The sequence below is a fragment of the Nonomuraea sp. NPDC003201 genome (assembly GCF_053590415.1).
In genome coordinates, this window is the sequence record NZ_JBSFTC010000093.1 from 1 (window position 1) to 13,044 (window position 13,044).

The window sequence follows — 13,044 nt, forward strand, 5'->3', positions numbered from 1 at the left end:
GCCCGCTGACCCGCACAACGCACCCACCGCAACGGCCCCCCCCTCAAACCAGCCAGGGGGGGCGGGCCGCCCCCCCCCCCCCCCCGCTTCCAGGTCAGTCGCAGCGGATCGCTGAGGCTGAATATGTTCCGCCTGGCCCGGTGACCGTGACGGTCATGGTGTAGCAGCGGACTTCGCTGGCGATGCTCCTGAGCATCATTTCGAAGTCGGATTGGCTGTTCCCGCCTACCGGCATGACCTCGATGCCGCCGGGATATGTGGCACCGCCGCCACCGCCTCCGTGGGGGACGGGGACGTGGCGCGGCCTGTCTTTGGGGTCACATACCGCGCCCTGGCTCATCAGCCTCCCGTTCTTCTTGGCCCGGTTGCCGACCTGCTTCGCCCATTTCGAGTTCTGCATATGCACCGAAGCGGCGAGGAAGTTGCCGGTGTTCACGGCATTGATCGTGGCCTTGAACTCGGCGAATCTCCCGGGACCGAGGTTGTACAGCATGTCGATCAGCACGACTTGCCGGGCCGACGTCAGAAGGTCGAAATTGTGGAACACCCGGCGGGCGTTCGCGACGGCGGTGCGGTAGTCGGCCTGGAACAGGGTGCTGATTTGAAGCGGCGTGAGGTCCTGGGTTCCGGCGCGTACCGCGGCGTAATTGGCGCCGACGGCCGCCAGCAGGGCGGGGGCGTCAAGGCGGTCAAGGTTGAACCCGACGCCCACCGAGGGGTGCGGGGGGTCGGCGGTGTCGGGATAGACGTGCGGATTGCCGCTCAGCCCGTAGGGGCTCTCGTTCTCCGCCACGTACGCCTGCATCTCCTCGTCCGTCAGCTGCGGCTCTTGACTCGGATCCGCGTCGGGATCTTCCGGGATGCCGCCGGGACCTCCGCCTCCGTCGCCTCCGCCGGGGCCGCCGCTGGTGGAACAGGTTCCGTCGGCGAAGGCGGGTGCGGGGGTGATCGTGATCGCGGTGAGGAGGGAGAGGAGGAAGGAGACGGTGGCGAGGACGAGCATGAGGGGTTTTCGTCGCGGGGATCTGCGAGGCGGCATGCGTCTTCCTGGTTCAGTCGGGGGGATGACCAGCTCATGATCACAGCAAGGAGAAGTCCGTGAATATCCCAGATATCTGGGATATTCCGGGCGACGAGTTAGGCTGCCGCCGTGATCTCGCGCAGGGAAGTGGAGCGCCAGGTGATCTCTGATTTACGGGACCTGGCCAGGGCGGGTTTGAGCGCGCCGGAGGTGTTCCGGCAGGCCGATCCGATGCTTCGGGATGTGCTCGGATTCGACGCGGTGTGCTGGCACACGACTGATCCGGCGACGGGGCTGGTCAACTCGGTGCTCACCGACGATCTGGAGCTGGACGATTTTCGCCAGGCGGTGCAGCTGGAGATCTGGGGCGATGACGTCGCGAGGTTCCCCGAGATCCGGCTCAGCGGTCGCGGCGCCGACACCCTCAGCCGCGCCACCGGCGGGGTGTTGCGGCGCAGTCTGCGCTATCGCGAGCAGATCGCTCCGGCCGGCTTCGGTGACGAATTGCGCGCGGTGTTCGACGCCGGAGGCGGGATGTGGGGTTGTGCGGCGTTCATGCGCGCCCCCGACCGGGGCCCGTACCGGGCCGGTGAGCTGGTGCTGGCCCAGCGCGCCGCGCGGCATCTCGGCATCGCTCTGCAGCGCAGCCAGTTGCTGCACTCGCCTTTCACTCAGCCGCCACTGCCGCCCGCCGTGGTGGTGCTGGGGCCCGACAACCACCTGCTTGGTGCCGACGAGCAGGCAGAACGGTTGCTCGGCGAATTCACCGACGACTCCGGCTCGATATTCACCGTGCCGACGTCGTTCGTCATGGTGGCCGAGCAGGCCAGGAGCGCGGCGACAGGCATCCGGACTCCCTCGGGCCTGCGGGTGCGGGGGCGCGACGGCAGATGGTTCGTGCTGCACGCCTCGCTGCTGCGAGGTAAGGCGGACGGACCCGCAGTGGTGGTGATCACCCCGGCCTCGCCCGCCGACATCATGCCAGTGGTGTTCGCCTCCTACGGGCTCACTCCCAGCGAACGCGAGGTCGCCTTGCGCATCGTGCAGGGCCGCAGCACCGGCGACATCGCCCAGATCCTCTGCACGACGCCACTGACCGTGCAGGACCATCTCAAGTCGATCTTCACCAAGGCCGGCGTTCGCAGCCGGCGCGAGTTCGTCGCACAACTTCTCATGGCCCATCCCCCGGAAGTGTGGACCTGAGACGCCCGGCCGGGACCCTGGACCGGTGACGGTCGCAGCGTCTTCAGGGACGCGCCGCGCTCGGCGGGTCATAGCAGGGTTACGCCTCCCTGCTTCTGGTGGGTGACGACGACGCAGGGGCCGTCGAACGAAGGCGTCCGCGCGGCCGGGATCGCGGTCGACAGCGCGCCGGTGATCGTAGGTCGTAATACCGTCGGGTGTGATCGCCATGGCGAGCGTGGGGACGCCGGGCCCGATGGTGGTCGTTGTGGCCGTCTGGCGGTGGATCGCCGTCACCGCCGAGTACAGGTCGTTCCCCCAGCACGACCCTGCTGCCAGACGGGGTGGAGGCGTCAGCCACAGGTGCTGGATGACCTACAAGGAACCAGCAGGTCGGCGTCCCGGCCCTGTTCGGCGGCGGGGATTGAGCAGCAACCGAACGGCCATCGGATGCCGCACCGGTTCGGCTACGTCGCGTCACGTCGCAGAAGGCTCGCGATCAGGTCACGAAGGCGGCCAAGCGGCCTCGCGTTGGCTAGCCTCACCGGCATGCCTCTCGCCTCGATTCCCAGCCCTTCCGAAGGGGTCTGGTATCTCGGATTCATCCCGATCCGGGCCTACGCATTGTGCTTCATCATCGCGATCGGCTTCGGCATCTGGCTGAGTGAGCGCCGCTGGCGCGCTCGCGGCGGCGAGAAGGGCACGATCGGCGACCTGGCGGTCCCCGGAGTGATCTTCGGCCTGATCGGGGCTCGCCTCTACCACGTCATCACCGACTGGCAGACCTACTTCGGCCCGCGCGCGATCAAGGAGCCGTACCAGGCGCTGTTCATTTGGGAAGGCGGGCTCAGCATCTGGGGCGCGGTCGCCCTGGGAGGCCTGGGCATGTGGCTGGCCTGCCGCCGCCGGGGGCTGTCCCTGGCGGCCGTGGCCGACACGGTCGCGCCCGGCATCGCGTTCGGGCAGGCGATCGCCCGCTGGGGCAACTGGTTCAACCAGGAGCTGTACGGTAGCCCGACCACGTTGCCGTGGGGCCTGGAGATCGACCAGGCGCACGGCGGCGAGCCAGGCGTGCTCTACCACCCGACATTCCTGTACGAGTCGCTGTGGGACGCGGCGCTCGGTTTCGGACTGATCCTGGCCGGCAGGCGGTTCACGCTGCGCCACGGCCGCCTGTTCGCCCTTTACGTCGCTGGCTACACGTTCGGGCGGTTCTGGATCGAAGGGCTGCGGATAGACCCGGTCGGCGGGGTGGACCACGCGGTGACGCTCCTGGGGCTGCGGATCAACCAGTGGACTTCGATCGTGCTGTTCGTCGGCGCGCTGGTCTATCTCTGGATGACTCGTAACAAAGACAACGAAGAGATCGTGGTGCCGGCCTCACAAGGCAATGCCTCGCACGAGGAGAATGGCGGGCAGGTCTCCGATCCGGCTGAGAGCACCTGACGCGACCGACATGCCGTGCTTGAGCTCCGCGAGCAGGAGCGGGACGGCCCCCGCCGATCTGAGCCGGCGGCCGTCCTTGAACAGTCTGCGCGCGGGCGGCCCGAACGCTGGCCGCGCGCGCCGTGGCGAAAAGCGCGGGCGCGCACGCTCACCTGGCCGACTTCGGCCGCCTCGCCGGGGAACTTCTGGAGCGCTGTCCACGCATCGACGTCCTGGCCAACAACGCCGGCGCCCTGTTCTCCTCCCGCGCCCTGACCCCTGACAGGCGCGAGCGCACCTTCCAGATCAACCACCTGGCGCCGTTCCTGCTCTCCGCACCCGGGAACCCGCCCGGCGCACCGCGGGCACGGCCGTTTAGTCCACGCGGCTGACGGAGGTGCGTCGCAGTCGTGACCGGTCTTCGTGGAGGCGGCCGCAGGCGCTCGCGCTCGTCCGGGTCCAGGTGTTGATCGGGTGCAACAGCCGGGTCAGGCCCGCCTGGGAGGCCAACCGGCGTTTCCGTCGAGCGTCGCGGCGGGTTCAACCGAGATGACGGGAATTCCGGCCATGAGCCGGACCCTGAACTCTCCGACCTGCGAAAACATCGAGGTGCCGAGCTTCGCCGTGGAGCTCGCGCCAGCCGTAATTCCGAGTCAGCCGTGCCCGCCGGTAGCCGCGAGTGACCGGAGCTTTCCGCCGTTGGCGTCGAGCCAGCGGGTCGTTTCCTCCAGCTTGCGGATTCGGTCGGCGACCTCGTCGAGCTGCGCTTTCCCGTTCAGCCAACGGCCCGCCCGCCAGAGGGCGCTTCCGACTGCCCGGGCGAGGAGCAGCCCGGGGAGGGCGTCGGCCTCGGCGGCGTCCAGCGGGCGGACCGAGGCGTACCCCCGGAGGAAGGCCGCCGTGCGGAGCTGCCAGTCGCGCGTCTCCAGGGCCCCGCTGTTGAACAGCGCCGCCATCACGTCCTGGACCAGGAAGCCGACCCCGGCGAACTCGAAGTCAAGCAGCCCGCTCACCTCCCCGGTGTCCTCGTCGACCAGGGCGTTCGAGGCCGCCAGGTCACCGTGGATGACCTGGGTCGGCAGTGCGCCGCCGCCCACAGGCCACTCCTGCTCGACGCGGCGTGCCACGGCGTCGAGGTGGGCGGCCCGCTCCGCGCTGATCCCGGCGGCGCGCAGCTGACGGCAAAGGGCGCCGACGTGCGGTACGGCGGGGTGCGCCAGAGGATTGCCGCGCCAGTCTCCCAGCCCGTCTTCTGGCGGCACGCCCAGCAACGTCTCGCCGAGGAGCCCGGCCGCCCGGCCGAAGCGCTCGAGTGCCGTCTGGTCCGTGAGGTCGGGCCGTACGCCGGGGATCCACCGGCAGACGGTGGCGGGCCCGGCCGCGGTCTCGATCACGGTGTCCCCGCTGAGCGCGGCGACCGGCTCAGGCACCTGGAAGGGAAGCCCGGCCTGCCGTAGCCACCGCAGGATCCGGTGCTCGGCGCCGACCTGCGCGGCGGACAGGGTCTGGCTGACCCGTAGCACGAATCGGAGGTCCCCTTGGCGGAGCACGGACGTCTGGTTGTTGGTCCCCTGCTCGGCTCGGATGATCGTCGTGTCCGGGGGAAACCCCCACGCGGCCAGCAGCCCGACCAGGAACTCCAGGTCGGCGGGCGCAGTCACGCGCCAATTCTGGCGGCATGCCCAGGCCGGCGCGCAACCGGTTTATGGGCCCCTCGGAGTAAGAGTCAGCAAAAGGTGCCAATTCTGGTCAACCAGCCGGGGTTGCGCTTTCCTACGCGGGTCGAGCCGAGAATCTCGGACGTCGGCAAGACGGCTACATGACCGGCTCTCTAGCAGCTGCCGTAGGCGGTGGTCAGATCGTCGGCGAAGAAGCCGATGTTGAAGCCGCCGATGCGCCGGCTGGCGACGCCGACGTTGGCGACATCGCCGAACGTCCCGAGGACGTCGCCCTTGAAGTCCGGATCGGCGAAGATGCAGAACATGCCGGGCCGGCACCGCTTGGGATCGAGAGGCCTCGGGGCCTGACCGGCGTTCGGCTTTCCGCCGCCGGGAGCGGCTTGCGCGGCGTTCGGCGCGGTGCCGAGGACGGCCATGAGGGCGGCGGCGGGGATCGCGGCGGTGGCGATCGAGCGGAAGGCGCTGGGGCTGAGGGTTATCGGAACTGAACCCTCGTCGGCCAGACTGACTCCATGGAGTACGTCGTCCGGGTGCCCGCGCCGCCGCTCGACCGGTTCATCGACGACATCTACTGCCTGACCGGAGTGCCGCGCCACCGACGGATGAACGTCCCGCCGATGCCGTCGGCACACCTGTTCATCAACCTGGGCGGACCCGTCCGCCTGTGGGATTCCGATCCCTCGGTACCGCCCGCAGTGTTCACCGATGGGTGGTTCATGGGGGTATGGACCAGGCGTTTCCTCTTCGAGTACCCCACACCGGTGCGGCTCGTAGGGGTGCACTTCAAGCCTTGGGGGATCTCGCCGTTCGCCGACATGCCGTCGACCGAACTGCGGGACCGATGGGTGCCGGTCGACGCCGTCTGGCAACGGTCTCTGGATCGGATCCGCAACCAGGTCGGCGACCTCACGTCGGCCGCCGAGGCACTGCGGGTGTTGGAGGAGGAGCTGCGATCGCGGCTTGCCGAGGCGCCGTCGCGCGGTCTCGACCTGGTCCAGCACACAGGCTGGTGTTTGGAGACCTCCCACGGTGTGGTCCCGGTCGGTGCGCTGGCCGATGCCGCCGGGGTGAGCGGCAATCACCTGGCCACGCAGTTCAAGTCTCATGTCGGGGTCACCCCGAAGCGGGTGGCGCGGATCTACCGGTTCGCGCGGCTGATCGTGTCCGTGGACGCTCTGCGTCCGGTCGACTGGTCGCAGCTCGCCCACACGGCGGGCTACTTCGACCAGGCCCACTTCAGCAGGGAGTTCAAGGACTTCACCGGCCATACCCCGACGGAATACCTGGACCTGCGGCGCCGGTTCCCCGCCGAGCGGGGGTTCCCGCCGGACAGCGGTCCGATGCCCGCCGATTGATTTTTTACAAGCCCACTCGCCCCTGAGAGCGGCAGGATCGGGGACGAACGCGCAAGGAGATTCCAGGGAGAACCTGTGGGCACAGTGATCATGCACAACGTGGTGTCGGTGGACGGCTTCATCGCCGACAAGAACGACGACGTCGGGCCACTCCACGATTGGTACTTCAACGGCGACATCCCGATCACCGAAGGCGGCGACCAGCAGTACGACCATTCCGGAGCCGGAAGCGGCTTCAAGGTCTCACGTGCATCGGCGGAGTACGTCCGGTCGATGTGGGAGGCGATCGGCACGATCGTGATGGGCCGCCACCTGTTCGACCTGGTGAACGGCTGGGAGGGTCGGCCGCCCGCGGGTGACCACGTGGTCGTGGTGTCCCACCGGCCCAAGCCTGAGGGCTGGCACCCCGAGGCGTCGTACCATTTCGTCGATGGCGTGACGGCAGCGATCGACAAGGCCCAGGAGCTCGCCGGGGAGCGAACCGTCGCTGTGAACGCCGGCGACGTGGGCAGCCAGATCCTGGCGGCCGGCCTCGTGGACGAGGTGGCGATGGACGTGGCGCCGGTGGTGTTCGGGTCGGGCAAACGCTACTTCGGCGGCATCGATGGGCAGCATCTGCTGGAGGATCCCCATGTGGTCATCCAGGGCGAAGGAGTGCTGCACCTGAGGTTCAAGGTGCGCCGTTAAGGGGTGCTGAGACGGACACCGGTGGAGCTGCTGGAGACCCTGGAGGTCCTGGCCTGAGGACGTCAGATGGTCTCACCCAACTGCTTGGCCACCTGCTCCAGGCCACCCCTGATGAGCCGCCCGTACTCGTCGTCGCCAAGCACGCCGATCCCGTCCCGCGCCTGCTGGAGGTGCTCACGGGCGCGATCGAGATCGCCCAGCTTGCGGTAGCACTCACTCAGGTTCAGGTGCAACGACGGATACAGGCCGGCCACCGAAAGCGGCACCCCGGCTTGGGCCACCTGCTCATCGGTGACCAGATCGGCGGCGGCAAGCGCCCGCAGATCCCACATCAGCTCCTCACGCACGTCGTCCTGCACATCGGCCATCGAGTGGGCAAGAACGCAAACATGCAGCGGATCGCCTTGCTCGCCGCCGATGTCATCCCAGATCTGCGCGAACAGGTCGCGAGCCGCTTCACGCTGACCTTGGTGGTGATGCAACTCCACCCCCTGGCCGATCCGGGTCATCGTCGGGTCGGTCGTCATGAGCGGCTCCTTGATCGTCGCGGGCAAGCGCGGTCAGCCTACTCGCCTTACGCGGCTCAGCACGTTCGCTTGAGCAACCCGGATAACGACCGCGAGCCGCACGCGACGACCTCCGGGTGCTGACCGACATTCCGGCCGATCAGCCCCGATTGCTGTCTGTACGGGTCCCAGCCGAGCACGTCCACCGGGACCGGCCTTGATCGTGGCGAGAATCAGACCCGCATGTGGGCCTCAGCGAGCCTGGGGGTTTCGCCGAGCTGCTGGAGGGCGAGTTGCGCGGCGCTGATTCCGACCTCGGCAAGCAGTCCCGGCGCGGCTGATTGGTCTGTGGCCACGGCGAGGGAGTTGCCGCGCCTGACGGCCGGGCGGTCGTGCCAGGTCGTCCCGGGCAGGTCGACGGCTCCGGTGCAGTCCGTGCGCAGGGCGCCGCGGTACCACTGCAGCGCCGCGCGCCAGCCGGGCCAGGACTCGTCGAGAAGACGCTGCACGCGGCGTTCGGCGTCGGCTTTCCGCTCGCCTGGGGCGCATGCGGCGGAGATCTGGATGAGTTCGTGTCCGGGCGGGGCCAAGGTGGGGTCGGCGAGGCCGTAGCGGGCGGCGTAGATCCGGTCATCGAGATCCATCACCCGGAACCAGTCTGGGCCCCCGTCGGCCCGCAGGCCCAGGTCGACGGTCGTCACGCGGGCGCCGGGCCAGGTGAGCGATCGGTCGCCGGTCAGCCGGCGCGCCGTGGCCAGGCTGGTGGCCAGGATCGTCGGGCCCGCGGGCAGGGCGGGCACCCGTGTCCGGGTACGTATCTGCGCGCCGAGGCCGGCTGCCCGCTCGGCCAGAAGGTCGACCAGGGTGGACCACCCGCCGGTCACGTACCGGACGCCGCCGGCCATCGCCCGGCGCAGGCGCTGGTGGGCGAACGCGGCCGAAAGCCGCCCGGGGTCGTGGTCGAAGGTGAAGATGAAGACCACTCCGACGATGGCCTCGGCCGTCCTGGCGTCGACGTGCCGGAGCAGCCATGCACGCAACGACTCCGCTGCCGGCGCCTCGGTGGGTAGCGCGGCGATGACCTGGCTGAGTTCGGCCGGCCACGGACCGAGCCGGCCTCCGGCCCGGACGAGGGTGGCATGGCGCGGCGCCTCCACGATGGGCGGGGTGAGGCCGCGGCGCTCCAGCCACGCCCACCATGACCCGTCCACGTAGATCGCGTGGGCGCCGAGGTTGGCCCGGTAGGGAGCCGCCAGCGTGCGTGCTCGTCCACCCGGCCGGGGGTTTGCCTCGGCGACGGTCACCCGCCAGCCGCGTTCGGCCGCCTCGATGGCGGCGGTGAGCCCGGTCAGGCCGGCGCCGACGATGTGCAGATCTGATTTCACAAGATAGCCCTTCTGCGTGATGTCCTCCTGGCTGGAAAGTGGCGGGGAACCCGTGAAAGGTTCCGGCTGATGTTCTTGTAATCTTCCTGGCGTGGACCCCGAGAACGTCGCCGCCGCTCAGCAGGGGGACGCGCTCGCGTTGGACCGGCTTCTCGACGAACTGGCCCCGTACGTCCGCCGATTGTGCGCTCGGATCGCCCCGGCGGCGGCCGACGATGCCACGCAGGAGGCCCTGCTGGCGGTCTTCCGGGGCCTGCCGTCGCTGCGCGCCCCTGAAGCGATCATGACCTGGGTCCGGTCGGTCACGGTCCGGACGGCGATCCGGCTCGCCCACCGGCATGACCTGGAGGTCGCCGCGGAGGAAACCCTCGTGGCCGGCCAGGTCTCCTCTCTGGAAGGGCTGGTGGACATCGATGACGCCCTGGCACGCCTGCCGGTCTCCCAGCGCGCCGTGCTGATGTTGCGTACGCAAGAAGGCCTCAGCGAACAAGAGATCGCCGACACGTTGGGGATCCCGATAGGAACCGTGAAATCCCGGCTGCATCGGGCCAGGGCCGCGTTCCGGGAGGTGTGGGAATCGTGAACGATCCTGTGGCGCACCCCGATATCGACCCGATCGACCGCCTGGCCATACTCGCGGCCGCCCTGCCCGGCGCCGTCGTCGGGCAGCGCCGCATCGCCGCCCCCTTCGAGGCGGTGTGGCAGGTCGTCGCGGACCTGGAACACGCCACCCCCCGCTACGAACCCGGCGTCGCCCATGTCCGCGTCATCGAGCAGCGCGGCGAGTTCCTGCGCCTGCTGGTGCAGGACAGCGCCGGCCGCGAGGACGCGATGGACGCCAGGCTCCGGCCGGGCTGGTGCCTGATGCAGTCCGCCACAGTCGTCATCGCCTTCGCCGCCCGCCGCCTGGGCAGCGAGACCCTGCTGGCGCATCTCGAACACCGGCGCGGGCAGACCCCGGAGCCCGGCCAAAACGATTCGCACCACCGCCGCGCCGCCCTCGCGAAAATCGACCAGGAGCTCCACACGATCGAAAGTCTCGCTGCCCACTATGGGCGCTGAGTTCCGGGTATCTCTTCAGGACGGATGAGGCAGCCCCCGATGCGGACCGGCGAGGCGCTCGGTCAGGAACTCGCGCTCGGCCTCGTTTCCGGTCAACTCCAGCGCCTGGCGGTAGGCGATCGAGGCCTCCTCCCGGCGGCCCAGCCGATGCAGCAGGTCCGCCTTGATCGCCGGTAGGTACTGGTATCGCGCGAGCCGGCCGTCCTTCTCCAGCTCCGCGACCTCGTCCAGCGCCCGCGCCGGCCCGGAGACCATGGACACCGCCACCGTGCGGTTCAACGCCACCACCGGTGACGGCCACACCGACAGCAGCTCGTCGTACAGGGTCACGATCTGCGGCCAGTCCGTCTGGTCGTAGGACGGCGCCTCGGCGTAGAGGGAGGCGATCGCGGCCTGCAGGACATAGCGGCCGGGTCGCCCGCCGCGCAGTCCGTCCACGATCAGGCCGTGCGCCTCGGACATCGCCGAACGGTCCCAGAGCGATCGATCCTGGTCCTCCAGACGCAGCAGGCGACCACCCGCATCGACCCGGGTGGCGCGCCGGGCATCGGTGACCAGCAGCAGCGCGAGCAGCCCCCGCACCTCCCGCTCGTCGGGCATCAGCTCCCGCAACGTCCTGGCCAGCCGTATCGACTGGTCCACCAGGTCCGTACGCACCAGCGACGCGCCGGACGGCGCGGTGTGCCCGGCGGTGAACAGCAGATGGATCACGCCGAGCACCGCGCGCAGCCGATCCGGCAGCTCAGCGCGTTCCGGCAGCCGGAAGGGGATCCGCGCGGCCGAGATCTTCTTCTTCGCACGGGTCATCCGGGCGGCCATCGTCGGCTCCGACACCAGAAGCGCCCGGGCGACATCGGCGGTCGTCACCCCGCACACCAGCCGCAGCGTGAGTGCCAGCTGCGCCTCCTGCGCCAACGCCGGGTGGCAGCACATGAAGATCAGCCGCAACCGCTCGTCCGGCACCACGTCCTCCGGCTCGACGACGGCCGGCTCGTCCTCCGTCTCCTCGGGCTCCACCAGCAGCGGGAGTTTCGAGCGGAACGTCTGCTCGCGCCGCACCGCGTCCATCGCGCGGCGCTTGGCCGCGGTGGTGAGCCATGCCTCCGGCGTGTCCGGGATCCCGTCGCGGGCCCAGCTCGCCAGGGCCGCGGCGTACGCCTCCTGCACGCACTCCTCGGCCAGGTCCACGTCGCGTGCGACGCCCGCCGTCGCGGCGAGCACCAGGGCCCATCCGCGACGGTACGCGTCCGCGACCGCCGATTCGACGTCCGCCGGGGGCGTCATGCCGTGGCGGGCCGATCCGCGATGAAGCCACCTTCGACGGGCCGCACCTCGACACCGCCGCCCTGCTGGGTGGCGGGATTGGCCCGAGCGATCTTCAGAGCGGCATCCAGGTCGGGCGCCTCGATGATGGCGAACCCGGCGATGACCTCCTTGGCGTCGACGAACGGGCCGTCCGTCACCACGTCGCCGCGGATCGAGGTGGCTGTGTCGGCGGGCTGCAGGGCGAAGGCCGCGACCAGCGCGCCGGAGTTCACCATGTCGTCGAAGTGGCGCTCGTGGGCCTCCCGCGCTCCGGGAACAACCTCGGCCTTCGTGTGGATGAGGATCGCGTACTGAGCCATGGTGGCTGTCCTTCCAGGTGCTTGTTACTGGCTTACACCCTTATGTCGAACGGCCTGCCCGGATTCGACAACCCACCTCCGTGGTGATGGCCGTGCCGGGTGGAGGTGCGACGCGCCCCGCCGGACGCTAAAGTTCGCGATCAACGACTGTGTTGTCGCGCCTGCCATCTCATGCGCCAAGCACGTCGGCAGTTGCCGGAGCGACGACCAGAGGACGTGGGTGGCCAGCCAGAGCAGAGGACGGCCGGGCTGGCTTCATGTCGGCGCGCTCGAAGATCGCGTCCACCGGGCATGGGGTCCGGGCACGTTCCCTCCCGCCGAAACCCTGTTGGCGATCATGACGTTGTCCGCGGTGCCGCGCGCCTTGGGCACCCGGCTGGCCGCTCATCTGGGCGGCGGGATCGTCGTGGGACCCGGGGCCGTGCCGGACTTACCGGGCTTCGAGCATTTGCGGGGCATCCCGCTGCCCGTTCAGCAGGGCGGGTGGGAGCGCAGCGCCGGCGTCTACGACCCGAGGCGACGCATGATCGGGGTGGGCAGCGTGCCCTCGCCGTCGGCGAGTGTGGCGGGCCATGAGCTGGGGCACGCGGCCGACGACATGGATGGCATGCCGTCCCAGACCCCGTTCTGGACGGCCCTGCACGCCGCGAGCGCCGGACGCCTCGCCCCGCCTTACCGGGCGGCGGTCACCGAGCTGTACGCCGAAGCCTTCGCCTGCGTGCTGGTCCGGCGGGCCCGGCGGCTCATCGAGCTGTTCGGGGATGAAGACGCGGCCCGGCAGGCCTATGCCTGGTTCGCGGGACGGTACGGGATCCGCTGAGCGGCACCCCTGCCGATGGCGCACCGGGCCGCTATGCTGGGCAGAGAACCGTGGCAGATGGGACGGAGGGGATGAAGCACATGACCGCGATCATGCTGGCAGGCGGCGTCCTTCGCGTCCCGACCTCCACCGTGCTCCCCGACGGCACCCGCATCGACGGCACCAGGGACATCACGCCCGACGCCCCGGACTACCACGACTGGCTGCCGCACGCGATCGACGAGGAAGCCTCCTGGCACGGTGACCGTGACGACGAGGACATCCTGCGACGCTGGCGGGCAGCGGCCAGCGCCTGAT

Annotated in this window: 16 protein-coding genes; 9 read left to right on the plus strand and 7 right to left on the minus strand. The window is 69.6% G+C overall.

Features of this window, described 5'->3' with window-relative positions:
* Positions 1-94 precede the first annotated feature (94 nt).
* On the minus strand, positions 95-793 hold the full coding sequence (locus tag ACWDX9_RS28590) for a hypothetical protein (RefSeq protein WP_449959248.1): 699 nt from the start codon (positions 791-793) through the stop codon (positions 95-97).
* A 357-nt stretch (positions 794-1,150) separates the two neighbouring features.
* On the opposite strand from ACWDX9_RS28590, the gene ACWDX9_RS28595 reads away from it, so the two are divergent.
* The 3 genes from ACWDX9_RS28595 to ACWDX9_RS28605 all read left to right on the plus strand — a co-directional run bounded on the left by ACWDX9_RS28595 (position 1,151) and on the right by ACWDX9_RS28605 (position 4,020).
* The gene (locus ACWDX9_RS28595; RefSeq protein ID WP_449959250.1) at positions 1,151-2,224 is read left to right on the plus strand and encodes a helix-turn-helix transcriptional regulator; all 1,074 of its coding nucleotides are present in this window, start codon (positions 1,151-1,153) and stop codon (positions 2,222-2,224) included.
* A gap of 429 nt (positions 2,225-2,653) precedes the next feature.
* Complete coding sequence (lgt, locus tag ACWDX9_RS28600) at positions 2,654-3,649, plus strand: prolipoprotein diacylglyceryl transferase (RefSeq protein WP_449959252.1); 996 nt, start codon at positions 2,654-2,656, stop codon at positions 3,647-3,649.
* A gap of 122 nt (positions 3,650-3,771) precedes the next feature.
* On the plus strand, positions 3,772-4,020 hold the full coding sequence (locus tag ACWDX9_RS28605; RefSeq protein WP_449959254.1) for a hypothetical protein: 249 nt from the start codon (positions 3,772-3,774) through the stop codon (positions 4,018-4,020).
* 261 nt (positions 4,021-4,281) lie between these two features.
* On the opposite strand, the gene ACWDX9_RS28610 is transcribed toward ACWDX9_RS28605, so the two are convergent.
* Positions 4,282-5,289, minus strand: a complete 1,008-nt coding sequence (locus tag ACWDX9_RS28610; protein ID WP_449959256.1) for a phosphotransferase enzyme family protein — start codon at positions 5,287-5,289, stop codon at positions 4,282-4,284.
* A gap of 170 nt (positions 5,290-5,459) precedes the next feature.
* Complete coding sequence (locus tag ACWDX9_RS28615) at positions 5,460-5,723, minus strand: peptidase inhibitor family I36 protein (protein WP_449959258.1); 264 nt, start codon at positions 5,721-5,723, stop codon at positions 5,460-5,462.
* Between the two features lie 96 nt (positions 5,724-5,819).
* Between ACWDX9_RS28615 and ACWDX9_RS28620 the strand changes: the two genes are divergently transcribed.
* Together ACWDX9_RS28620 and ACWDX9_RS28625 are read left to right on the plus strand one after the other, a co-directional pair.
* On the plus strand, positions 5,820-6,662 hold the full coding sequence (locus ACWDX9_RS28620; RefSeq protein ID WP_449959260.1) for a helix-turn-helix domain-containing protein: 843 nt from the start codon (positions 5,820-5,822) through the stop codon (positions 6,660-6,662).
* A 75-nt stretch (positions 6,663-6,737) separates the two neighbouring features.
* Entirely contained in the window at positions 6,738-7,349 is a 612-nt protein-coding gene (locus tag ACWDX9_RS28625) for a dihydrofolate reductase family protein (protein ID WP_449959262.1), read from the plus strand.
* A gap of 62 nt (positions 7,350-7,411) precedes the next feature.
* Here ACWDX9_RS28625 and ACWDX9_RS28630 read toward each other — a convergent pair whose 3' ends face one another.
* Together ACWDX9_RS28630 and ACWDX9_RS28635 are read right to left on the minus strand one after the other, a co-directional pair.
* A complete protein-coding gene (locus ACWDX9_RS28630) occupies positions 7,412-7,876 on the minus strand; it encodes a tetratricopeptide repeat protein (protein WP_449959264.1) in 465 nt (154 codons plus the stop codon).
* Between the two features lie 212 nt (positions 7,877-8,088).
* Positions 8,089-9,240: an FAD-dependent oxidoreductase gene (locus tag ACWDX9_RS28635; RefSeq protein WP_449959266.1), complete on the minus strand. Its 1,152-nt coding sequence runs from the start codon at positions 9,238-9,240 to the stop codon at positions 8,089-8,091.
* A 91-nt stretch (positions 9,241-9,331) separates the two neighbouring features.
* Between ACWDX9_RS28635 and ACWDX9_RS28640 the strand changes: the two genes are divergently transcribed.
* Both ACWDX9_RS28640 and ACWDX9_RS28645 read left to right on the plus strand, forming a co-directional pair.
* Positions 9,332-9,823: an RNA polymerase sigma factor gene (locus ACWDX9_RS28640; RefSeq protein ID WP_364240750.1), complete on the plus strand. Its 492-nt coding sequence runs from the start codon at positions 9,332-9,334 to the stop codon at positions 9,821-9,823.
* Positions 9,820-10,302: a hypothetical protein gene (locus ACWDX9_RS28645; protein WP_449959268.1), complete on the plus strand. Its 483-nt coding sequence runs from the start codon at positions 9,820-9,822 to the stop codon at positions 10,300-10,302. The genes ACWDX9_RS28640 and ACWDX9_RS28645 overlap by 4 nt, the downstream gene beginning before the upstream one ends.
* Positions 10,303-10,317: 15 nt before the next feature.
* Here the strand turns inward: ACWDX9_RS28645 and ACWDX9_RS28650 are convergent, their stop codons facing one another.
* Positions 10,318-11,586: an RNA polymerase sigma factor gene (locus ACWDX9_RS28650; protein ID WP_449959270.1), complete on the minus strand. Its 1,269-nt coding sequence runs from the start codon at positions 11,584-11,586 to the stop codon at positions 10,318-10,320.
* A complete protein-coding gene (locus ACWDX9_RS28655; RefSeq protein ID WP_449959272.1) occupies positions 11,583-11,927 on the minus strand; it encodes a YciI family protein in 345 nt (114 codons plus the stop codon). Before ACWDX9_RS28655 ends, ACWDX9_RS28650 begins: the two co-directional genes overlap by 4 nt.
* 337 nt (positions 11,928-12,264) lie before the next feature.
* Here ACWDX9_RS28655 and ACWDX9_RS28660 point away from each other — a divergent pair, with 337 nt between their 5' ends.
* Together ACWDX9_RS28660 and ACWDX9_RS28665 are read left to right on the plus strand one after the other, a co-directional pair.
* Complete coding sequence (locus ACWDX9_RS28660) at positions 12,265-12,747, plus strand: hypothetical protein (RefSeq protein ID WP_363968200.1); 483 nt, start codon at positions 12,265-12,267, stop codon at positions 12,745-12,747.
* Between the two features lie 80 nt (positions 12,748-12,827).
* Positions 12,828-13,043 carry a hypothetical protein gene (locus tag ACWDX9_RS28665; RefSeq protein ID WP_350742394.1) on the plus strand — a complete coding sequence of 72 codons (216 nt, stop codon included), beginning with the start codon at positions 12,828-12,830 and terminating at the stop codon, positions 13,041-13,043.
* The last annotated feature ends 1 nt before the right edge of the window (position 13,044 follow it).

Excerpts from the sequence above, each read along its gene's own strand:
- ACWDX9_RS28660 (WP_363968200.1), top strand. The coding sequence starts at position 12,265 with ATGACGTTGTCCGCGGTGCCGCGCGCCTTGGGCACCCGGCTGGCCGCT.
- ACWDX9_RS28630 (WP_449959264.1), bottom strand. The coding sequence starts at position 7,876 with ATGACGACCGACCCGACGATGACCCGGATCGGCCAGGGGGTGGAGTTG.
- ACWDX9_RS28650 (WP_449959270.1), bottom strand. The coding sequence starts at position 11,586 with ATGACGCCCCCGGCGGACGTCGAATCGGCGGTCGCGGACGCGTACCGT.
- lgt (WP_449959252.1), top strand. The coding sequence starts at position 2,654 with ATGCCGCACCGGTTCGGCTACGTCGCGTCACGTCGCAGAAGGCTCGCG.
- ACWDX9_RS28665 (WP_350742394.1), top strand. The coding sequence starts at position 12,828 with ATGACCGCGATCATGCTGGCAGGCGGCGTCCTTCGCGTCCCGACCTCC.
- ACWDX9_RS28615 (WP_449959258.1), bottom strand. The coding sequence starts at position 5,723 with ATGGCCGTCCTCGGCACCGCGCCGAACGCCGCGCAAGCCGCTCCCGGC.
- ACWDX9_RS28620 (WP_449959260.1), top strand. The coding sequence starts at position 5,820 with ATGGAGTACGTCGTCCGGGTGCCCGCGCCGCCGCTCGACCGGTTCATC.
- ACWDX9_RS28655 (WP_449959272.1), bottom strand. The coding sequence starts at position 11,927 with ATGGCTCAGTACGCGATCCTCATCCACACGAAGGCCGAGGTTGTTCCC.